This window comes from Methylobacterium sp. UNCCL125, from assembly GCF_900116795.1.
Taxonomy (GTDB): domain Bacteria; phylum Pseudomonadota; class Alphaproteobacteria; order Rhizobiales; family Beijerinckiaceae; genus Methylobacterium; species Methylobacterium fujisawaense.
Map to the genome: position 1 here is coordinate 20,947 of NZ_FPBW01000039.1, position 21,819 is coordinate 42,765.

At 65.0% G+C, this 21,819-nt stretch carries 15 protein-coding genes; 11 read left to right on the top strand and 4 right to left on the bottom strand.

The window, feature by feature from the left end:
• The first annotated feature begins 224 nt into the window (after positions 1 to 224).
• From BM396_RS28095 to BM396_RS28110, 4 genes are all read left to right on the top strand, one after another.
• On the top strand, positions 225 to 1,997 hold the full coding sequence (locus BM396_RS28095; RefSeq protein ID WP_043388296.1) for a Na/Pi cotransporter family protein: 1,773 nt from the start codon (positions 225 to 227) through the stop codon (positions 1,995 to 1,997).
• A gap of 13 nt (positions 1,998 to 2,010) precedes the next feature.
• A complete protein-coding gene (locus BM396_RS28100; protein WP_081948878.1) occupies positions 2,011 to 2,460 on the top strand; it encodes an SLOG family protein in 450 nt (149 codons plus the stop codon).
• A 92-nt stretch (positions 2,461 to 2,552) separates the two neighbouring features.
• A complete protein-coding gene (locus BM396_RS28105; RefSeq protein WP_053622405.1) occupies positions 2,553 to 2,891 on the top strand; it encodes a hypothetical protein in 339 nt (112 codons plus the stop codon).
• 98 nt (positions 2,892 to 2,989) lie between these two features.
• On the top strand, positions 2,990 to 5,125 hold the full coding sequence (locus BM396_RS28110; RefSeq protein ID WP_051976342.1) for a carbohydrate porin: 2,136 nt from the start codon (positions 2,990 to 2,992) through the stop codon (positions 5,123 to 5,125).
• Between the two features lie 110 nt (positions 5,126 to 5,235).
• Here BM396_RS28110 and BM396_RS28115 read toward each other — a convergent pair whose 3' ends face one another.
• Together BM396_RS28115 and BM396_RS28120 are read right to left on the bottom strand one after the other, a co-directional pair.
• Positions 5,236 to 5,820 (bottom strand): response regulator transcription factor, encoded by a 585-nt coding sequence (locus BM396_RS28115; protein ID WP_053608462.1) that lies wholly within the window; start codon positions 5,818 to 5,820, stop codon positions 5,236 to 5,238.
• Positions 5,817 to 6,842 (bottom strand): sensor histidine kinase, encoded by a 1,026-nt coding sequence (locus tag BM396_RS28120; RefSeq protein WP_043388487.1) that lies wholly within the window; start codon positions 6,840 to 6,842, stop codon positions 5,817 to 5,819. Before BM396_RS28120 ends, BM396_RS28115 begins: the two co-directional genes overlap by 4 nt.
• A gap of 885 nt (positions 6,843 to 7,727) precedes the next feature.
• On the opposite strand from BM396_RS28120, the gene BM396_RS28125 reads away from it, so the two are divergent.
• From BM396_RS28125 to BM396_RS33545, 4 genes are all read left to right on the top strand, one after another.
• Entirely contained in the window at positions 7,728 to 8,792 is a 1,065-nt protein-coding gene (locus BM396_RS28125; protein WP_244538983.1) for an efflux RND transporter periplasmic adaptor subunit, read from the top strand.
• 52 nt (positions 8,793 to 8,844) lie between these two features.
• Entirely contained in the window at positions 8,845 to 12,018 is a 3,174-nt protein-coding gene (locus BM396_RS28130; protein ID WP_053608460.1) for an efflux RND transporter permease subunit, read from the top strand.
• Between the two features lie 81 nt (positions 12,019 to 12,099).
• Complete coding sequence (locus BM396_RS28135) at positions 12,100 to 13,719, top strand: efflux transporter outer membrane subunit (protein ID WP_238247139.1); 1,620 nt, start codon at positions 12,100 to 12,102, stop codon at positions 13,717 to 13,719.
• The gene (locus tag BM396_RS33545) at positions 13,716 to 14,708 is read left to right on the top strand and encodes a hypothetical protein (protein WP_210254069.1); all 993 of its coding nucleotides are present in this window, start codon (positions 13,716 to 13,718) and stop codon (positions 14,706 to 14,708) included. The genes BM396_RS28135 and BM396_RS33545 overlap by 4 nt, the downstream gene beginning before the upstream one ends.
• 1,068 nt (positions 14,709 to 15,776) lie before the next feature.
• On the opposite strand, the gene BM396_RS28160 is transcribed toward BM396_RS33545, so the two are convergent.
• Complete coding sequence (locus BM396_RS28160; RefSeq protein WP_053608458.1) at positions 15,777 to 16,445, bottom strand: transglutaminase-like cysteine peptidase; 669 nt, start codon at positions 16,443 to 16,445, stop codon at positions 15,777 to 15,779.
• A gap of 594 nt (positions 16,446 to 17,039) precedes the next feature.
• Between BM396_RS28160 and BM396_RS28165 the strand changes: the two genes are divergently transcribed.
• Positions 17,040 to 17,881 (top strand): IS5 family transposase gene (locus BM396_RS28165; RefSeq protein ID WP_091995207.1). Its coding sequence is split into 2 segments (ribosomal slippage): positions 17,040 to 17,430 and positions 17,430 to 17,881, totalling 843 coding nucleotides; the frame shifts between segments, so codons are not numbered across the junction.
• A 624-nt stretch (positions 17,882 to 18,505) separates the two neighbouring features.
• On the opposite strand, the gene BM396_RS28170 is transcribed toward BM396_RS28165, so the two are convergent.
• Positions 18,506 to 18,988 carry a Ros/MucR family transcriptional regulator gene (locus BM396_RS28170; protein WP_078947056.1) on the bottom strand — a complete coding sequence of 161 codons (483 nt, stop codon included), beginning with the start codon at positions 18,986 to 18,988 and terminating at the stop codon, positions 18,506 to 18,508.
• Positions 18,989 to 19,597: 609 nt separating this feature from the next.
• On the opposite strand from BM396_RS28170, the gene BM396_RS28175 reads away from it, so the two are divergent.
• Positions 19,598 to 20,686 (top strand): PQQ-dependent sugar dehydrogenase, encoded by a 1,089-nt coding sequence (locus BM396_RS28175; RefSeq protein WP_238247141.1) that lies wholly within the window; start codon positions 19,598 to 19,600, stop codon positions 20,684 to 20,686.
• A 66-nt stretch (positions 20,687 to 20,752) separates the two neighbouring features.
• Positions 20,753 to 21,361 (top strand): c-type cytochrome, encoded by a 609-nt coding sequence (locus BM396_RS28180; protein WP_238247143.1) that lies wholly within the window; start codon positions 20,753 to 20,755, stop codon positions 21,359 to 21,361.
• The last annotated feature ends 458 nt before the right edge of the window (positions 21,362 to 21,819 follow it).

Consider the following 21,819-nt stretch of genomic DNA (forward strand, 5'->3'; position numbering starts at 1 on the left):
CGAGCCGGCCTGCTCCGGTGGCTCAGGTCGGACCTGGCCGCGCTCCACCTCGGCCTGCACGACCCGGCTGTGTGGCGGCGCGCGGCGATCCTCGCGTGCCTGCGCGATCGCCGGCCGGATCTGCTGACGGCCGACTCGCAGGGTTCGGCTGCCCTCGCGGACCGGATCCTGAGTGACGCCCTGGGCGACTTCACTGCGGCCTCGAGCCGATGCGGACGGGCGCCATGACCGGCACGCTCACCCTCTTGCACATTGCGGGCGCCGTCGCGCTGCTCCTGTGGGGCACGCACATGGTCACGACCGGCCTCGCCCGCGGCTTCGGGCCGGAGCTGCGCGACCTGATCGGGCGCGGGCTCAAGGGCCGAGCACGCGCCTGTTTCGCGGGTCTGCTCGTCACGGCGGTGCTCCAGAGCAGCACCGCCACCGCGCTCATGGCGACCGCCTTCGCCGCGAGCGGCACCCTCGACCTCTCGGCCGGCCTCGCCCTCATGCTCGGCGCCAACGTCGGTACGGCGTTGATCGTGCAGGTGCTGTCCTTCGACGTGGCCGCGGCCGCCCCCATCCTGATCCTGTTCGGGTTCCTGTTGTTCCGCGCGCGCGCGGATCGGTCCAAACCGCGCAATCTCGGCCGGGCACTGATCGGCCTCGGCTTGATGCTGACGGCGCTCGCGTTGCTCGGACAGTGCCTCACCGCCGTCGAGGCCACGCCGATCCTACGCAGCCTCGTGGGGGCGCTTGCGGCCGAGCCGGTCCTGGCCGTCCTGGCGGCGGCGATGCTCGCCTGGGCGGCTCATTCCAGCGTGGCGGCGATCCTGTTCATCGTCTCGCTCGGGGGTGCAGGCGTGATCACCCTTGAGGGTGCCCTCGCCCTCGTGCTCGGCGCCAACCTCGGCGCGGCACTGCCGCCCTATCTTGAAGCAGCCGGTGCGCCGGCAGCGCGCCGGCTTCCCCTGGGCAACCTGCTCGTGCGAGCGGCCGGCTGCGCCGCCGCGCTGCCGCTCCTCGACCCGATCACCGCAGGTCTCGCCGAGTTCGGCGTCGCTGACCCCGCGCGCGGAGCCATGGCGTTCCACCTCGCGCTCAACCTCGCGCTCGCCATCCTCGTCCTACCCTGGACGGCCGCGCTTGGCCGCCTCACCACGCGTCTCTTGCCCGCGCCGATCATGCCTGAGAGCGCACGGCAAGACGCGCCGATCGCGGAACTCCCGCACCACCTCGACCTCACCGCCCTGGCGACCCCGAGCCTGGCCCTCGCCAACGCCGCCCTTGAAGCCCTGCACATGGCGGATCTGGCCGGCGCAGCCCTGCGCGATGCCCTTCAGGCGTTCCGCACCGGAGATCGGACCTTGGCCGGTGCAGCCGGGCGGCGGGACGCGGCCATCGACCGGATCGGGCTCGCGATCCGGCGTTACCTGGCCGACCTCGGCGGCGAGGAGGTCGGCACCGTCTCGGCGGATGCGCAGGCGCGAGCCCAGGAGATCCTGACCTTCGTGCTCAACCTCGAGCACGTCGGTGACATCATAGCCCATAACCTGGTCGCGTTCGCCAGCCGGCGGCTGAAACGGACCGGCGAGCCGTTCTCCGTCGAGGAACTCGCCGACATCGAACGGCTCCACGCCGAGGCGCTCACCAGCCTGCAGCTCGCGCTCGCTGCGTTCCTACGCGACGACCTCGACGCCGCGCGGTCGGTGGCCCGGCGCAAGGGTCTCCTGCGCGCGCTGGAGCGCGCGGCCATCGACCGGCACGTCGCGCGCCTGCGCGATGCGCCGCACGACGCCGATCCGGCCGCGATGGCGGAGGCGAATGCGCTGTTCCTGCGGACGCTGCGCGATCTGCGCCGGGTGCACTCGCACGTCGCCGCGCTGTGCGCGCCCCTGCTCGAACGGCGGCACGAGGCGGTGCTCGGCGGCGAGGACGAGACCATCTCGGCCGGCGGTCCGGGCGGCGACGGCGAGGATCCGGTTCAGGAGGCGTCGAGCCTCCGGCCGGCAGCTTGAGCGGGAGACGACCATGCGGCTTGTCATTGGGGGCAGCGGTCATCTGGAATACCGGGATCTCGTGAGCTTCGAGTTGGCGAAGCTGCACCGCCGCTGCCGAGTCATGGTCCTGATCCACGGCGGTCTGGGCGGCGTCTGCGCGGCGGCCGAGGACTGGGCGCGGCGGGCCGGTGTGCACGTGGTGCGCTACCCGCCGAACTGGGTTCGCTACGGTAAGACGGCGGAGGCGGTGCGCAACCGATTCATGCTGAAGGACGCCCGACCCGATCTAGTGGCGGCCTTCCCCGGCGGCCCGCACACGCTGGATCTCGTGCGATGCGCCCTTCGGGCACGGCTCGCCGTCTACGAGGTGCCCGAGCGCGACGTGCCGGCCCAGACGATCCTCGACCGTGCGGACGGGCCGCCGGGTCGAGATCGCTCGAACGGGCTTCGAAGCCAGCGCGCTATCGTGCTGCACATCTGAACATCGACCGACACAGGGAGATCATCGTGGTTCGGCATCCCAACCTCGCGAGGCTGCTCTCAGGCCTCGGTCGATCGGCGTTCGGGCTGACGATGCGGGCCTACCGCGCCGGCCTGATCGGGCGGCGCGGCGCCCTGATCGGGACGCAGGTCGCGCATCAGCTGAGCCGAATGGGCTTGCAGGTCGCGCTCGACCACCGGCCGCTCGCGCGGCCACCCCGCGCAGGGCCGGGGACGGAGCGAGGCTCGACCGCGGGGCCAGCCGAGCTTCCGGTGCTGGTGCATATCCTCGAACACGCACTGCACGTCCTCTCGATCCTGCCGCGGATCATGCGCTCACGCCGTTTCGGGACGGCTCTGCTGATCCGCCTCGCCGTTGCCGGTCTGGGCGACGTGGGTTTTGCCATGCTCCGTCATGAACATATCGCGTGATCCAAGCTCCCGAATGGATCCGAGATCTCATCAAACATTCGTTTTATCGTAGATGCACAAAAAGATGAAATTCATACAGTAAAAATTGAGGCTATGCCATGAGATATCTGCAAATTCAGATCTTATCGCCGATCGAGAAGCTTTTATCGCTTCTGGGTGGCGCCGTCGCGATCCTATGCTTGGACCAAGCGCGGGCCGCCGAATGGAGAGGTTCATCGTCGGATCGCCCGACCGTCGCAGACTGGTCCGGCGGATATCTGGGCGTCGAGGGCAGCGCCGGAGACGCCTACGGCAGCTTCAACTTCGACGCGGGCTCGGTCGAGCGTCGCTCCGTGCCGGCGTTTCGAAGCGGGGATAGCACTGGCCGCAGCGATCAGGGACGCAATGCCACGACGGTGCTGGGCGGTGTCGTCAGCGGCTACAACTGGCAGACCGGTCCGTACGTCTACGGCCTGGAGGCGGACCTCTACGGCGCAAACCTGAAGCGGCCCGTGTCGTCGACCGTGCCGGGGTTCGGCTTCGAGAACGGCGACGCCTCCTTCAGTCTCATCCGCGCTCAGGCAGATCTGTTCGGCGCTGCCCGCGCCCGTATCGGCTACGCGTTCGAACGCAACCTCGTCTACGCCACCTTCGGCCTCGCGGGCGCCGAGACACGCTTCCGCTCCACGTTTCCCGACCTGGATACCGGCTTCGCCGGGATCGCAAGGCGTGACCACTCCTATCTCGGCTTCACACTCGGGGCCGGCGTGCAGTTCGCAATCGCTGAGAACCTCGCCCTGGGCATCGACTATCGCTATGCCGATTACGGCAGGAGCGCTCGCTTCGGTCTCGGCAGCGTTGCGGGTCCGGACGGCGGGGCGTTCTCGACCCAGGCCTCGTTCACCTCAAACCAAGTGATGGCGCGGCTCCTCTGGGTTCCCGGAGGACTGCGCCTGCCCCCCGAACCCGACGAGCTCGCCCCCCACGATCCGGACAACGGCGACACCGGCCGCTTCTCGCTGCACGGCCAGACGACGTTCATCGACCAGGGGGTGACGGGCTTCCATTCGCCTTACCGCGGCGACAACAGCCTCGTGCCGCATCAGGCGCGCGGCACGCTCACCGCCACCGCCTTCCTCGGGTTCAAGCTGACCGACAACACCGAGCTGTATTACAATCCTGAGTTCGACCAAGGCTTCGGTCTGAGCCGCACGCTCGGCGTGGCCGGCTTTCCCAACGGCGAGGCGCAGAAGGCCGGCTCGTCCTCTCCGAAGCTGCGCTCGCAGCGCTACTTCGTGCGTCAGACCTTCGGGCTCGGCGGCGAGACCGAGACCGTGCCGGACGGGCCGAACCAAGTCGCGATCACACGGGATATCGAGCGGATCACCGTCGCGGCGGGCAAATTCGCGCTGGGCGACTTCTTCGACGGCAACATTTATGCCCACGATCCGCGCGTCGACTTCATGAACTGGTCGCTCTGGGAGTCGGCGGCCTACGATTTCCCGGCCAACCTGCCCGGCTACACCCAGGGCATCGTGGTCGAGTACAACCGTCGCGAGTTCGCGCTGCGCGCAGCCTATACCCAGGTCCCCAAGCTCCCGAGTACGGATCCGCTCGATCCGCGCTTCCCGCGCCGGGGCGGGGCCGTGGTCGAGTTCGAGGAACGCCACGTGCTCCCGATCCTCGACCAGCCGGGAAGGCTGAGGATCGGCGCGTTCTCGCACGAGGGACGTACCGCCAACTACCGGCAGGTGGTCGCGCTCGCGGACTCGATCGACATCCCCGACGTCAACACGGCCGTGAACCTCAGCCGGAGAACCCGCAACAAACGGGGCGCCTACATCAATCTCGAACAGGCGCTCACGCCGGAGATCGGCCTGTTCGCCCGGGTCAGCGCCGCCGATGGCCGCAATGAGAACCTCTCCTTCACCGATGTCGATCGGAGCGCCTCCGGTGGGTTCTCGTTCAAGGGCTCCCTGTGGGAGCGACCGAGCGACACGATTGGCATCGGCGCGATGATCAACGGCCTGTCGCGCGCGCATCGGGACTACTTTGCCGCAGGCGGCCTCGGCCTCGTGATCGGTGACGGGCAGTTGCGTTACGGGCCAGAGCGCGGCATCGAGACCTACTATGCGCTGGGTTTGACAAACACGGTGACAGTGTCGTTCGACTATCAGTTCATCGACAATCCTGGTTACAATAAGGATCGCGGCCCAGCCAATTTTTTCAGTAGTCGTCTACACATCGATTTTTAGTTTCTATTTTTGAAATTCACAACCAGTCCAGATGTATATGCCTCACATACTCTGAATCATTATTTCTATCATGTATATCTCGATCTAACCGATCCGTGGGATCCGCGCGTTCAGGCAGACATCAGCCCGAGGCGTACGCAAGTAATCGCGGCCTGCGTGCGCGTCGTCACGTTCAGCTTGCGCATCACGCGGTCTACGTGGAAGTTCACCGTCCGCTCGCTGATACCGAGGAGGGCGGCGATGGCGACAGAGGATTTGCCTTCCACCACCCGGGCGAGGACCTCCCGTTCGCGTTCGGTCAGCGTCGGGCGCTCGGTGTCCCCCACGGCCGGCGCTGTCCGCTGCAGGACGTTGTGCAGGACGGCCAGCAGCAGCTCGAAGTCGATGGGCTTGGCGACGAAGTCGTCGCAGCCCAGCTGGCGCGCCTCGATCTGGTTCTCCCGGCCGGCGAAAGCCGTCAGCAGCACGAACGGGGTCCGCGAGCCGGTCTTGCGCAATGCGCGCAGCAGTTCGAGCCCGCTCAGGCCCGGAAGGTCGATGTCGCAGAGGATCGCGTCGTGCGCCTCGCCCAACCGCGCCAAACCTTGCATGCCGGTGATCGCAAGATCGACACGGAAGCCCGCCTCTGCGAGCACCTCGTTGGTGAGTTCGGCGATGTCGGGATCGTCCTCGATGCACAGGATGCGCCGCGTCACGGCTTCGCTCCGGGCAGATGCAGGTGTACCGTCGTGCCCCGGTCGACCTGGCTCTCGATGCGAACCTGGCCGCCATGCGCCTCGACGAAATGGCGCACGAGATGCAGGCCGATGCCGAGGCCAGGAACACCGCCGCTGTTGGCGGCGCGATAGTAAGGCTCGAAGACCCGATCGAGTTCCTCCAGGGCGATCCCGACGCCGTGGTCGGCCACCGTGATCTCGCTTCCGTCGAGTAGGGCCGAGCGGCCGGCGTGGATGCTGATCGCGCAAGGCTGCGGCGAGTACTTGATCGCGTTCGAAACGAGGTTCGACACCGCCTGATGGATCAGGACGCGGTCGCCGTGCAGGGTTGGCTCGGCCACGCACACGGCGATGTGAACATGCGCGGCCTCATATTCGGCCACGAGCGCCTCGAGGAAAGGGACTGCCTCGATCGCCTCGCGGTTCAGCAAGATCTCTCCACGGCCGACTTCGGCAGCGAGGCGGACGCGCTCGACCAGACCCTTGAGGCGCGTCGCGGCGTGTCGGATCTTCTCGCTGCGAGCGATGATGTCCATCGGCTCGATCGTCTGCGCCAGCTTGCCGAGGCGATAGCCTTGACCGTCGATCGCAGTCAGCGCCGTCGCGATCTCGTGAGTCAGGATCTGCACGAACCGCCGTCCGGTCTCGGCCACCAGCCGTTCTTCGGTCAGACGTGCGTCGACCAGGGCGTGGTTGCGCCGTCGTTGCTCGACCAGGAAGGCGACGAGCCACTGCGCGGCGACCGCGATCACGCGGTTGACGACGAAGCTGAGGACGATCCCGCCCTCCGGCGGTCGAATGAACGAGCCGACCAACGAGGCGGCGGTGGCGAGGGCGGCGAGACGGAACGTGCTGCCGGGACCCATGTAGACGCCGAGGAGGATCGGCAGCGTGTAGGCGAAGCAGATCGAGACGTTGTCGGCGGGCTCGAAGAGATCAGCCGTGAACACGCCGACCACGAGGAGGAGCGCGAGGGCGAGCCTCGGCTTGAGACTAAGCATCGGCAACGTGGTAATTTGGAAGAGCGCTCGTCGCGCCGCGCGACTCGGCTCGATGAGCAGAGGGCGCGCGCGCATGAGACCGACAGGGCTAGCGGCGCGCTTGGGTAACGCTCGGGTTCCCGTATGGTGCGCGCTCGCCAACGCTTTACCCTCCTTACCGACGTAACCCAACACCGATTGAAAGCTCGGGACGGATCGCCGCTACCAATCTTTCACAGAACCTGAGCTGCGACATTCTCGCCGGAACTTAGGGTAGTAGAGCGAGGATCGCGCCGACCTGCAACCTGTCAAACCTGACAGTTAGACGACCCGCGCACGCCGCCCACCGCTTGTAAAAATCATCATACACTTGCCACGGTCCGATATAAAAACCCTAACACTAGGTTGCTAAGCTCAACTTCCGAGGGTGTGCGCCTGTCAGAACTGACAGTTGCCGAAGGAGGAGCAACGCTCTACCGCGAAGCTGCGCCTGTGTGAGCCGGCCGCTCGGGCGTCGGTGCCCGCGACAAGCCAGCGCGATACACGCTGATGCTTCCTGTTCGCAATGTTTAGTTCTGTATGCATCGAGCTGCAAAAGTATGCGCGGCAGTCGTTTAGAAAGGTCGCGGCATGGATGTGCGTAATCAGCTCCGGCCTGATCTTCTCGATGCTGAAGCCGGGACACCGCTGAGGCCATTCGGCTCGCCGACGCTGAAGATCGCCGCCGCGTCTATGCTTCTGATCGGCACCGTCGCGGCGGTTGCCATCTGGCCCGACGCCGCACGCGACGTCGCTGGCAGGACGGCAGCACTCGTCACCGGCCTGTCCGGCCGCCGCGCGGACAGAGCCGATGCTTCCGAACCGGCGACGACAATCGCGGTCGAGCGCAGCTTTCGGCCGACGCCGATGCAGCTCGCGTCGTTCGGGATCACGAGCGTTCAGGCGACCGAGTTCCGACCGCAAGGACTGGCCGAAGGGCGCATCGCGCTCAACGATGACGACAACGTGCCGGTCTACTCTCCCTATGCTGGGCGTGTCACCAAGATCACCGCCAAGGCAGGTGACGACGTGAGGGCGGGCCAGCCCCTGTTCACCGTCGAGGTGACCGACATGGTCCAGGCGCAGAACGATTTCCAGAGCGCGATCAACGCCCTCAACAAAGCCCAGGAGCAGCTCAAGCTCAACCAGATCATCGCCGCGCGCCAGCAGGTGCTATTCCAGGCCAAAGCCGCCGCGCTCAAGGATTATCAGAGCGCCGAGAACGACGTCATCTCGGCCCAGAGCGACAAACAGACCGCGGAGGCGGCCCTGGAGGCGGTCAAGAACCGCCTGCGGATCCTGGGCAAGACCGACGCGGAGATCGCCGCGTTCCAGAAGAACAGCAGCATGAGTCCGGAGACGGTGATCCGAGCGCCGATCGCCGGGACAGTCGTGCAGCGCAAGGTCGGCCTCGGCCAGTACCTCGGCACCGGCAGCGATCCGGTCTTCACCATCGGCGATCTCGCGACCGTGTGGCTGATCGCCAACGTGCGCGAGAGCGACATCCCCCGCATCCGGCTCGGTCAGCCGGCCGTGGCGACCGTCAACGGCTTCGGCGACCGCACCTTCCGCGCGCGTGTCACCTACATGGCCGCGAGCCTCGATCCGGCGACGCGCCGGCTCGCGGTCCGGTGCGAGGTCGAGAACCCCGATCAAGAACTCAAGCCTGAGATGTTCGCGCGGTTCGCGATCATCACCGGCGACGCCGTGAGCGGCCCGGCGGTCCCAGAGAGCGCGGTCGTTCAGGAGGGGGACCGCGCGCATGTCTGGGTGCTGCGCCCGGACGGCGCGGTCGAGGCCCGCGAGATCAAGCTCGGGCTGCGTGACGGTGATCTTCTGCAGGTCACCGAGGGCTTGCAGACCGGCGAACGGATCGTCTCGCGCGGCGCCCTCTTCATCGATCGGGCCGCGAGCGGAGAGAAGGCTTCATGATCACCGATCGACGAGCTTCGGCTTGCACCGCAACCGACCGCGGGAAGTTGTCATGACCGGCGTCATCACCTTCGTCCTGCGCCAGCGCGTCCTCGTCCTCCTGCTGTTTCTCGCGACGCTGGTAGTCGGCGCGGCCAGCTATGCCCAACTGAACATCGAGGCTTATCCCGACCCCGTGCCGCCGCTCGTGGACGTGATTACCCAGAACCCCGGCCAATCGGCCGAGGAGATCGAGCGCTACATCACCATCCCGCTGGAGGTGCAGCTCGCCGGCATCCCGAATGCCACCGTCGTGCGGACGATCTCGCTGTTTGGCCTCTCCGACGTGAAGGTCCAGTTCAACTACAATTTCACCTATGAGGAGGCCGAGCAGCGGGTCCTCAACCGCTTGTCGCAGCTCAGCCCCCTGCCGAACGGCGCCCAGCCCTCAATCTCGCCGGTGAGCCCGATCGGCGAGATCATGCGCTATCAGCTGGTCGGACCGAAGGGGTTCTCGCCCACCGACCTCAAGACGCTCCAGGACTGGATCCTGCAGCGGCGGTTCAAGGCGATCCCCGGGGTCATCGACGTCACCGGCTTCGGCGGCAAGACCAAGGAATATGAGATCGCCGTCGACCTCGCCCGGCTTCAAGGGCAGGGCCTGACCTTGGTGCAACTCGTCACGTCCCTGAACAACTCCAGCATCAACGTCGGCGGTCAGACGCTGAACATCGGCGAGCAAGCGGCCGTGGTGCGCGGCATCGGTTTGATCCGCGATCCGGACGACATCCGCAACACCATGCTCACGCAGGTGAACGGAACGCCCGTGCTCGTGCGCGACGTCGCCGAGGTGCGGGTCTCGAACGCACCCCGGCTCGGCATCGTCGGCCACGACGATCAGGACGACATCGTGCTCGGCATCGTGCTGCTGCGCCGCGGCAGCCCGAGCCTGCCGACGATCCAGCGCGTGGAAGCCGAGATCGAGAAGATCAACGCGAGCGGCATTCTCCCGCCCGACGTGCGCATCGTGCCGCTCTACGACCGGTCGGGGCTGATCGGCAAAACCACGCACACGGTGATGCACAACCTCGTCTTCGGCGTGGCGCTCGTGTTCGTGGTTCAGTGGCTGTTCCTGGGCTCGCTGCGAAGCGCCATCATCGTGGCGGCGACGATCCCGTTCGCCCTCGCCTTCGCGGTGGCGATCTTGGTGATCCGCGGCGAGTCGGCCAACCTGCTGTCGCTCGGTGCCATCGACTTCGGCCTGATCGTCGATGCGACCGTGATCATGGTCGAGAACGTCTTCCGACACTTGTCGGAGCATCCCGGCGGTCCGATCACGCACGCCGATGACGCTGGCGATGAGGGGTCGGCCCTGACGGGCAAGCTCGGCACCATCAGTTTCGCCGCGTCCGAGGTGAACCGGGCGATTTTCTTCTCGGCGACGATCATCATCGTCGGCTTCCTGCCACTGTTCACGCTGAGCGGCGTTGAAGGGCACATCTTCGGGCCGATGGCCAAGACCTACGCGTACGCGCTGATCGGCGGCCTGCTCGCGACCTTCACGGTCTCGCCGGCCCTGTCGGCCCTGATCCTGCCGAACGAGATGGAGGAGCGCGACACGCTCATCGTGCGCCTCCTGCACTTCGGGCACACGCGCTTCCTGCGCTTCGCCTTGGGCAACAAGATCCTGACGCTCGGCGCCATGCTCGTCGTCCTGCTCGTCGCCGGCACGATGGTCCGCTCGCTCGGCCTGGAGTTCCTGCCCAAGCTCGAGGAGGGCAATCTCTGGATCCGCGGGACGATGCCACCCTCGATCTCGCTCGAGGCCGCGAACACCTACGTCAACCGGATACGCGCCGTGCTCAAGGCGTATCCGGAGGTGGAGACCACGATCACGCAGCATGGCCGGCCCGACGACGGCACGGACGCGACCGGCTTCTTCAACGTCGAGATCTTCGCACCGCTGACCGACGAGGAGACTTGGCCATCGGGGCTGACCAAGGAGCGGCTCGTCGAGGATATGTCAAAGACGCTGGAGGAGCACTTCCCCGGCGTCGAGTTCAACTTCTCCCAGTACATCCAGGACAATGTCGAGGAAGCGGCTTCCGGCGTGAAGGGCGAGAACTCCGTCAAGGTGTACGGCAACGATCTCAGCGCGATCTCGCAGGCGGCCGAGCAGATCAAGGCGGCCCTGGCCGAGGTGAAGGGCATCACCGACTTGGCGATCTTCACCTCACTGGGTCAGCCGACGGTCCGCATCACCGTCGATCGCGAGAAGGCGGCCCGGTACGGGCTGGCGCCCGGGGATGTGAACACCACGGTTCAGGCCGCGATCGGCGGTCAGACCGCGGGTGACGTGTACGAGTATGGCTCGGATCGGCACTTCGCGATGCGCGTGCGCCTGGCCTCGGCGTACCGCCGCGACCTCGCCACGATCCGCAACATCACGGTGGGCGCCCAGAATCCGAGCGGCGGCGTGATTCCCGTGCCGCTTTCTGAGATCGCCACGGTCGAGCTCGTCTCGGGCGCCTCGTTCATCTATCGCGAGGGTCAGCAGCGCTACATCCCGGTCAAGTTCTCGGTGCGGGGACGCGACCTCGGCGGCGCCGTGATCGAGGCGCAGAACCGGGTCGCCCAGCAGGTCCAGTTGCCGCCGGGCTCTCACCTCGAATGGGTCGGCGAGTTCGGGAACCTGCAGGACGCGATCGCCCGACTGAAGGTCGTCGTCCCGATCACGCTCGCGCTGATCGCCCTGCTCCTTTACATCAACTTCTCATCGGCCACCGACATGCTGCTGACGCTGTCGGTGATCCCGATGGCGATGATCGGCGGCATCTTCGCCCTCGTGCTGACGGGGACGCCGTTCTCGGTCTCGGCGGCGATCGGCTTCATCGCGCTGTTCGGCATCTCGACCATGGAGGGCGTGATCCTGCTCGCCTACTACAACCAGCTCGTCGAAGACGGCTGGCAGCGCCGCAACGCGGTGTTCCAGGCCGCGACGGTGCGGATGCGCCCGGTGATGATGACCTGCGTCGCGGCCTGCGTCGGCCTGCTGCCGGCCGCCTTGTCGACCGGCATCGGCTCGCAGGTCCAGAAGCCGCTGGCGCTGGTTGTGGTTGGCGGCATCCTCCTGGCGCCGGCCCTGATCCTGGTCGTTATGCCGATCCTGATCTCGCTGTTCTCGCGGCGGCGACCGGCCAGGAGCACGCAGGTTCGACCCAAAGTACAGGCCGTGTCCGCCCCTTAAACGTCCCGCAATCGCCATAGAGAACGGTCAAGCTCAGATGCTTGCCGTCGCTCGACGGACCACGCCTGCAGAAGTGCCTCGATGCGTCCCGATCTCGATCATCATGCCGCGCGATATCCGGTGCGGGACGGGATGTTCGTCCGCGTGTCGGAAGGATGGGTAATCCCGCTGACGATGGCCCTCGGTCGTCTCTCTCGGTATGGCGGCGTCATACTGCTGGCTTGGAGCGTCGCCGCCTGCGCGGTGGGGCCGAACTTCATGCCGCCGGAGGATCCGCCGGTCAGCCGCTACACCAGGGAGCCGCTGAAGAACCCGTCGGCCGCCGACAAGATTCGCACCCGGCAAGGCGGCTCGGCCGACCAGAGCTTCGCCTCGGGCGCCGACATCCCCGGCCAGTGGTGGACGCTGTTCCATTCCAAGGCACTCAACCGCCTCGTCGAGCAGGCGCTGGCCAACAACCCGACGCTGGAGGCCGCGCAGGCCTCCCTGCGGGTAGCGCAGCAGAACGCGCTCGCCCAGAAGGGCACGCTCTATCCGAGCCTGACCGCGACGCCTCAGGCCGAAGGCATCCAGGCCCCGGGCCTCGACCTGCAATCGCCGCTGCAGAACCAGACCCAGTACCTCTACAGCCTGTTTACCCCGCAGGCGGTGGTCTCGTACAATCCAGACGTGTTCGGCGGGAACCGGCGGCAGATCGAGTCGCTGGAGGCCGCCACCGAGAACCAGCGCTTTCAGCTGGAGGCGGCCTATCTAAGTCTGACCGCCAACGTCGTCGCCGCCGCCATCCAGGAGGCATCCCTGCGCGCGCAGATCGATGCGACGCAGAAAGTGATCCAGGCGCAGATCGAGGTGCTGCAGCTGTACAACAAGCAGCTGTCGCTCGGGCAGATCGCCGGGGCCGACGTGGTGCAGCAGCAGGCGGCGCTCGCCCTGTCGCAGCAGCTGCTGCCACCGCTGGAGAAGGCGCTCGCGCAGCAGCGCAACCTGCTCACCGCACTCGCCGGGCGTCTGCCCTCCGACGAGGTCCCGGAGACCTTCCGTCTCTCGGCATTGAGGCTGCCGACCCGGCTTCCGGTGAGCCTGCCCTCGCGGCTCGTGCAGCAGCGCCCCGACGTCAAGGCGGCGGAAGCCATGGTGCAGCAGGCGAGCGCCAGCGTCGGCGTCGCGGTCGCCAACCGCCTGCCCCAGTTCACGCTGACGGCCACGGGCGGATCGAGCGCGACGCAAATAACCCAGATTACCAACCCGGCCGCCTCGTTCTTCACGATCGTCGGCCAGGCGACGGCACCGATCTTCGATGCCGGCACCCTGTTCCGACGCCAGCGGGCCGCCGAGGAAGGCTTGACCCAGGCGCAGGCGCAGTACCGCGCCACGGTGATCACCGCCTTCCAGAACGTCGCCGACGCGCTGCGAGCGCTGCAGGCCGACGCCAGGGCGGTGGCCGCCGCCGACGCAGCGGTCAATGCGACGAACCAGAGCCTGGAGCTGGTCCGCAAGCAGTTCACGGCCGGCTCGGTGACCTCGACGCAAGTGCTGATCGCCCAGCAGGGTTACCTGTCGGCGCTGGTCACCGCGGCGGGTGCTCGCGCGACCCAGTACGCCGACACCGCGGCGCTGTTCGTGGCGCTGGGCGGCGGCTGGTGGAACCGCGCCGACGTGGCGCCGCCGCCCCCGGAGAAGGATCCGCTGAAGTTCCTGTGATCCAGCATCTCTCCGTAACCCGAGGCGATGGCAGTGTTGGTTCGTCGAACCCGTCCGCTGTTCTCGGAACGACCCGATCCAGTGAATACAAGGGCACAGAGCACATGCGGCATCGACGACCTCGCATCGATCGGATCGGTCCCTCCCATGATGGCGAGGGACTACTGTACGACCAGTCCGGCAGGCTCTCTGAAGCGCTGGATCAGGTCGGTCTCGCCTGCCGGGACTTTACGCCCACCTCCGCCGACGATCATCGGCGAGCCGCGAGGGTTGCGAGAATGGTCTGCGCGACGGCACTCGGCCTTCTCGTTGGAATGGCCGGCCTCAAGACCGCGTCGGCCGCCGACCTGATCGTCTCAGAGCCCGTCGGTCGGTTCCTGGCGACCTGCGAGACTCTCGCGCGGTCCTGCTACGCCGACGCCTGCGGTCGAGATCAGATCGATGCGGCTTCGGGCTGCCGAGGCCAGTGCCCAAGCTCGGTCGTGATCAGCGTCGTGCCCGCTGCCTGTCCGCTAACCGATCCGCGCGCGAGCATCGACGCCGCCGCGCGATCATCGTTCGTCCACGATGAACCTCGCCTATCCTCCGCGCGAGGTGCGGTCGAACTGGTGCTGAGCCGGCGCACGGAAGCGCTGACGACGGTGGCTCAGACCCTGCGCTACGCCGAGCGCGCGAGCAACGGAGCCTTCGCGGTCGAGCGGGTGCACGCCGAGCACCGGCTCGGTGAGCCGTATACCCGGGTTCACATCTGCTACCGCCTCGGCGACCGATCGACGGCGCCGATCTGCAACATCGATTATCTCGTGACTCGCGATCCGCCGCACGTCGAGCCGGCCGACCGGTTCGACGGCATCGGTCGCGACCTCGAGCAGGGTCCCCAGGCCTTCCTACGGGCCCTCGCCCGCGAAGCGGAGCACCAACAGCAGCCGGCCCCGCTGCAGGCGTTGCGTCGGGTCCTCGAGCCGCTCAATCCCTACGACTGGCGCTGACGGCAAACCCATCGCGCTCGCCGCCTCCGGTCCGGTGTGGGGTTCGAACGGCTTCGGACGTCGCGCGACGCCGGCGCTTTACCGACCTGTACCAGATGTCGAACCGGTACCGGGCGTGACCGACTTGCCCCCCTGCGAGATGTTGGAGTTGCCGGTGCTGCCCGCAGGCAGCCCAGAACTCGTGCTTGAGGTACCCGGTGATGTCGCCCCGTTGACGGCGCCCGTGCCACTGACGCCGCTGGAGCCCGTACCACCGGTTCCAGAAGCAGAGCCGCCGGCACTGCCGCCCGCCCCAGCTCCGCCCGCGCCACCGCCGGCTCCGCCACCCGCGGCGGCTACACCGGCTACCATGCCGATGACCATCAAGGCCGCGATCAGCGGCGTGCGGATATCGACTCTCATTTTGCCTCCGGTCATGGCGTGGACGGCGCGTTCGAGACGCGCTGCAATCGAGCCAACCGGACCGGGGATGGCGCTGTTCCGAGATCGGGGATTCTCACGATGTCGGTAGCCGCATCCCATATCTCATCGAAGCCTTTGTCAGCGCCGTGACGGCCACCGCCAGCATGCCGATGCCGAAAGCGAGGCGTGCGACGACACGATGGGGCGCACGATCGCGGCAAACGCTGCGCACGGTGCAGGATCGTACGATCAGAAGCCGGGCCACGCACCGGGGATCGTCTCGCCATAACCCCAACCTGTGAACGGCGGAGCGGATACCCGCTGCTTGGTCACAGGCGGGAGGTAGCTGGACAGCGGCCTGTGCACCTCCCAGTCCATCCAACCTCGCGCACGATCGGCGGCGGCCCTGCGTCTGAGCGTGAGGTCCATGTCACTTGCGCGTGAAGCCCTGTGATCATGGTGAGCCTTGACGCCGCGCACACGTGCCTCGGCAGACACGTCTGTCAGAAACATGACGAGCGGGAGGACCATCACCGAAATTAGCCGCATCGGAGTTCCCTGCGCATGATATGAGGGGTAATCATCGCAGCACGGGCACGAACGGCATCGAGCCGACGGTCGCCTCATCCTCGCCGAGGCTGTGCCCGGTCGAGCGACTATCCCCTCTCAACGGTTCGCCGTGGTGACGGGCGAGGTGACCCCGCCCAGCGACACCCAGGCGATGGCGTCCTGGCTCTCGCGCTTGACGAAGACATAGCCGGTCCGGTGCCAGGGTAAGATGTCGTTGGTCTTGTTGTCCAGGACGAGGTCGCCGCGATCGGTCAGCAGGGTGAGTACGGCGTGACCCTCGCCGTTGGCGTCCACGACCACGGTCATCCGCATCGCCCGGCGCGGCAGACCCGCCTCGGCGAGCAGATGGCGCTTCAGGAGCTGATAGTCCTCGCAGTCGCCGAAGCCGTCCTCGGCCAGGTTCCATTGATCGGCTACGTGCCAGTGGTCCATGTCGGTCATCGGCTGCACCGCCTTATTCACCCGGCGGTTGATCGAAACGATGGTCGACCAGGTCGCGGGCGTGAGGGTGATGCGGGCAGGCTCCGTGCGGTCGAGTACGCATTCGGCCGGATAGTTCTCGCAGAACGTCACCCATGCCGCGATCGGTCGGGCCGTTCCCAGAGGCTGCGCCACGCTCGGGGCGCTCGGCAGCGACGCGAGGGTTTGAGCCTGCACGGCGCCGATCCCGAGGCCGATGGAGAAGGCTGCCGCGAGGGCAGGCCTGAGGCGACGCGCGGCGTGGACCGAGACCGCATTCCGCCTCGTGAAAGCCGCAAACCGCATCGCCGAGACCCAACCGTTAAGCTTTCGTTAACGGAAGTTCTCACGCCGACGCGCCGGCGGCAATCCAGCGCTCAACGAAAAATTAACCCTGTGCGTAGCGCGGATAATATCGGTCGGCGCTAATCGTCCTGTCAGATCTGACAGTATGCATAGCCTTTCCCGGGGACTATGAGAAACAGCTTGGATTTTATTGCAGGGACAAGGTAGAGCTTGAGTCCGGGCGTGTCGAAAGTCTGACATCCCAAACGCTTGCGCATTCCCAGCTCGTTTCGAGGATCTACGGTGCGTCCGACACGATGGAAGCGCCGTGTGAGGCGAGGCCCGATCGGCGAACGCCCAGGCTCGGCAGCCCAAGCCGACGTGAGTGCAAGAGGATGAAGACGAAATGCGTCGCGCTTCAACGTGTCGATAAGGTCGAGGTCAGAGTGTGACGTTCGTCCAGCTCCGACTGGTCGCATTCGGCCAGGCAGCTTTCATGGTCGGCTGCGCACGAACGCTGACGGAGCTGGGCATCGATCACTCAGTGTCTGTCCGGCGACATATTGAGTGATGTAAGGGGTTTGTGATTCAAGGCGGCCTGTGTGGAGGCTGCTGATGTGGACGACCGAGAACCGGGCCCGCTACGATCGAAGCGAGCTTCGGTATCCGAGCGATCTGACGGATGACGAGTGGGCGCTGATTGAGCCCCTGATCCCTCCAGCCAAGCGTGGCGGCGGCAAGCGCAGTGTCGACATGCGGGCGGTGGTGAACGGCCTGATGTACGTGCTGAGCACCGGCTGCCAATGGCGGGCGATCCCAAAGGATCTGGCGGCGCGCTCGACGGTTCACGATTACTTTGACCTCTGGGACTATGACGGCACGCTGGAGCGGATCCATCACACGCTCTACGTCGCCTGCCGGGAACGGATGGATCGGGAGGCCAGCCCGACGGTGGCCATCATCGACAGCCAGAGCGTGAAGGGCGCGGAAAAGGGGGGCGCTCGATCGACCCGCCCGGCTACGATGCGGGCAAGAAGATCAGGGGCAAGAAGCGCCACATCCTCGTCGACACGCAGGGCCTGCTGATGCACGCGCTCGTCCATCCCGCCGACATTCAGGATCGGGATGGCGGCGTGCTGGTGATGGCCACGCTGTTTGGCCTCTACCCGTTCCTGCTCAAGCTCTTCGCCGACGGCGGCTACCAGGGACCGGCCTTCCAAGATGGCCTTCGCAAGGTCTGCCGCACCCTCACGGTCGAGATCGTCAGGCGCTCCGATCAGGCCAAAGGCTTCGCTGTGCTGCCCAAGCGTTGGATCGTCGAGCGAACGATCGGCTGGCTCAACCGCTGCCGCCGTCTCGCAAAGGATTGGGAATGCAAAAGCCGGAAAGCACGAGCGTTCGTCCTCTTGGCCTCCATCCGCCTCATGACCCGAAAGCTCTGTCAGAAAACATCATGATGCCGGACAGACTCTCAGAGGCGGACACAGGTTGGCAGCCTGCGTTCAGTCTCGTTGATGCATAAGGGCGGTTCACGCCGTCAGCTACAGGCCTTACATATTTTTGCATGAAATATTATTTACTCGATTCTGATGAGGACAATGAATAAATCGTGCTGAAAAATCATGCGCGGTATCGGATCCATGTATTATCGAGGGCTAACTCTGTTATTTTTGATATCAGGGATTGCTTTTCACACTGAGTCATGCGCTGCGCAGTACAACTCGGGGCAGCTGCGGAAATCGATCGAACCGGTCTATATCAGGCCCACCTACGGTACCTATCACCAGTGCGGCGGCGCATGCCTGAAGAGCGGGTTGCTGACGTGGTTCTGCGAGGAGAACACCGGCTGCGCCCTGAACTGCGCGATCGGTCCGCCGGTGAGGCGGTGTGTTACGTCAGGTAGCGTCATCGAGGATTTTCGCATTCTAAATTAGTTTTCGCAAAGTGTAGCTGAACTCGGCACGATTCAGTTCAGCGATGGATCGACGGTCCTGCGCGGATGCACAGGGCCGTCCGAGTTTTGTATCTAGTATGGCCTTAACCCGTTACAGCGGTTGCCGGCGGAGCCACGGCAGACGGCTTCAAGTGGTCTTCCGGCCGCGCTTCTTAGGAGCTTCAGCGCCGACCGTAATTGTTGCCTTAGCCGTGGTCTCTCGGCGCTGACTGCCGAGACCGAAACTCTTGGCGAGAGTCGAGCGTTGCTGAGAATAGCTAATTGCTACTGTGGGATAGTCGCGGGGCAGACCGTAGCGCTCGCGGTATTGCGCGACGGTCATACCATTGCCGGTGAGATGCCGCTTCAGTGTCTTGTACGGCTTGCCGTCGATGAAGGAGATTAGCGCGTCGTGCGTAATCGATTTGTGGATCTGAGCTGGGGTTGGTTTCTCGACCATCGGAGCTTCTGATGCGCCACCCTGGCGGAGGCCGGACAGAGCGGAGTAGATCCCGAAGATCAAGCTTGGCAGCTCAGCCGCCGGCAGGCTGTTGTTCGAGATGTATGCTGCAACGACCTTGACTGTCTGCCGAATATGATCATTCCGCAGTGTGACCGCTTTCTCGTTCATGAAGTAATCCTTTTTGGAGATCAAGTGCACAAATGACGCAATCTTCCTCCGAATTCAAGTAGAAATCTCATAATACAGATTTGAAACTTACCTCCGACCATCTGCATAATCAAATTAGATATTTGCCGCAACATCTCGCTCACAATCATCTATCTCACCGGACTCTGTTAAATTCATGAAGGTGAGCCATATCAACGATAAACATTAGGCTGGGCAATAATTTCATCGTATTCAGTTTTCCGCTAGACACTGCGCTTCGAACGCCCGAGGTCTGCTCAGTCAGATCAAGCGCAATCGTAGATAAACTATCAAACCGGCTTCGGGACACAGCCCGTCACCGTCTGGTCACTGCCGCGGCCTGAGGCATCGTTGCAGCTAGACATCAGTCTCGTTCAGCACATGTTAGTGGGCGCGATGAGTGTCAGGGAGGATGACATGCTAGGCGAAAGACGCCGACTGCCAGCTACTATCGCAGCTGGGGCAATTTTGTGGGCTGGAACGGCGCTGGCGCAAACCACCCCACCGTCTCAGCCGTCGACTGTCACTCAGCGCGGCCAACAGCTGCCGCCGGGCGACCCTCTGATCGGGCAGCCGGATAATCCAGATGCGATGAAGCTGGCTCCGGTATCTGGCCCAGTTCTGCCCACCCGTGCCGACAAGCTGCCAACGGCGATGCTGCACGTACCCGAGGGATTCAAGGTCGAGGTGTTCGCCAGCGGGCTGCCGGACGCCCGATCCATGCGCCTGGGCGACAAGGGAACGCTGTTCGTCGGCTCGCGCGTGCGCGACAAGGTGTACGCCGTCGTGCCAGGCCCGAACGGCAACGTGGTCAAGGTGATCGCCAGCGGTCTGCATCGGCCGAACGGCCTCGCGTTCCACGACGGCGCGCTCTACGTCGCGGAGCTGTCCAAGATCTGGCGATATGACAACATCGAGGCGAACCTCGACAGCCCGCCCAAACCCGTGCTGGTCTACGAAGATCTGCCAACGGACGAGCCGCATGGCTGGAAGTTCATCGCCATCGGCCCCGACAACAAGCTCTACGTCCCGGTCGGCGCGCCCGGCAACATCGTCATGCCGTCATCGCGCCACGCGCAGATCCGGCGCATGGACCTGGACGGCAAGAACGTGGAACTGGTCGCGACCGGCGTGCGCAACTCAGTTGGATTTGATTGGAACCCTGTTACCAAAGACTTCTACTTCAGCAACAACGGCCGCGACTGGATGTCGGAGGATCTGCCGAACGACACGCTGCACGTGGTCAAGGCGGGAACGACGACGGCGCCCAACTTCGGCTATCCCTATTGCCATCAGGGCAACTTCACCGACCCTGAATTTGGATGGGGTCACTCGTGCGACGAGTTTGCCAAGCCAGCCGGCTTGATGGGCCCGCACGTGGCGACGCTGGGGATGCGGTTTTACACGGGCGATATGTTCCCGAGCAGCTACAAGAATGCGATCTTCCTGGCCCGTCATGGCTCGTGGGATCGTACGAAGAAGCTCGGCGGAGATGTCGTGGTCGTCAAGCTCAAGGACGACGGCACTATCGCATCGTACGAGCCGTTCCTGACAGGCTTTCTCCAGAACAATGCCTACGTGGGCCGGCCCGTCGATGTGCAGCCAATGCCGGACGGATCGCTACTGGTATCCGACGATTGGAACGGCGCTATCTGGCGCATCACCTACAAAGAGCCCTAAGTGACTTGGCCGAGGTGAGACCTCCTCGCCCCGGCTTAATCACCCTCGCCCGCCATCGGACCCGCCGTGCGCCTGCTTGTTGGTCTATCAGCCTTGATCTTGCTCGATAGCATCGGCGTGCCGGTGTGTGCGCAGCCGGCCACGGAGCAGTTGAGTATCTGCCTCAGCTGCCACGGCGAAAACGGCACGTCCCAAGCGGAGCACGTGCCGTCGCTCGGCGCCCAGAAGAGCGACTACGTAGTCGCGCAGCTGCTGATGTTCCGCGAGAAGCAGCGAATTGCTCCGCCGATGAACGATATGGCGGCAAACCTGTCGGATGATGATCTACAGTCGCTCGCCGAGGCAATCTCCAAATTGCCCGCGCCGGAAACTTCTGCTCCGATCGAAGCTAAAGCGGCCGAAGAGGCGCGCGCACTCATCGCGCGCTATCGCTGCGGCTCGTGCCACGGTGCCGACCTCGCGGGGCAGGGACAGATCCCAAGGGTCGCTGGGCAGCGCGAGGACTATCTGACGGCCGCGCTTGAGGGCTACAAGAGCAACGCACGCCCTGGCTACGAGCCGGCGATGAACGAGGTCTCACGAGACATCAAAGATGAGCACATTCCAGTGCTTGCACGCTACCTCGCCCAATACCGCTCGGAGCAGAGTACGGCGGGGCAGGTTCCAAAACCTTGAACGGGGTCGCGGGCGGTCAAGTTGAGCTCTGATAAGCCTCATGTCTAAGAGCATATCAACGAGTTAGAATGATAGGATTATCTATGGATTTATTTTGTCGATAAAACGATCAGTTTTGCGTTGCTACGGATCGTTTGCGTAGCTTGTGTGATCGCCTGATGTTCACAGTCTCGGGACCACGGCGTCGAAGTCGCAAAGATGGTCTTGCCCGCATCGCATGTCTTCAGGGTATACGCTTCAACGGCCCTCTCCTCATGAAGCCTGATCACCTCGAGGACGTCCGCGAATTCCTCGGCTGGCGCGGCCTCGTCGAGTAGTTCTGCAGCATCCCATCCTGAATAGAATCAAGCGGATACCTCCTCACTGTACCGCCCGCGGATTGTGAGACACCGATCTGAAGCCTACGCGGCCAAGGCCGCGGGTGGAAGCTGCGCGGCACGAACGGCGGCTGGGGGTCG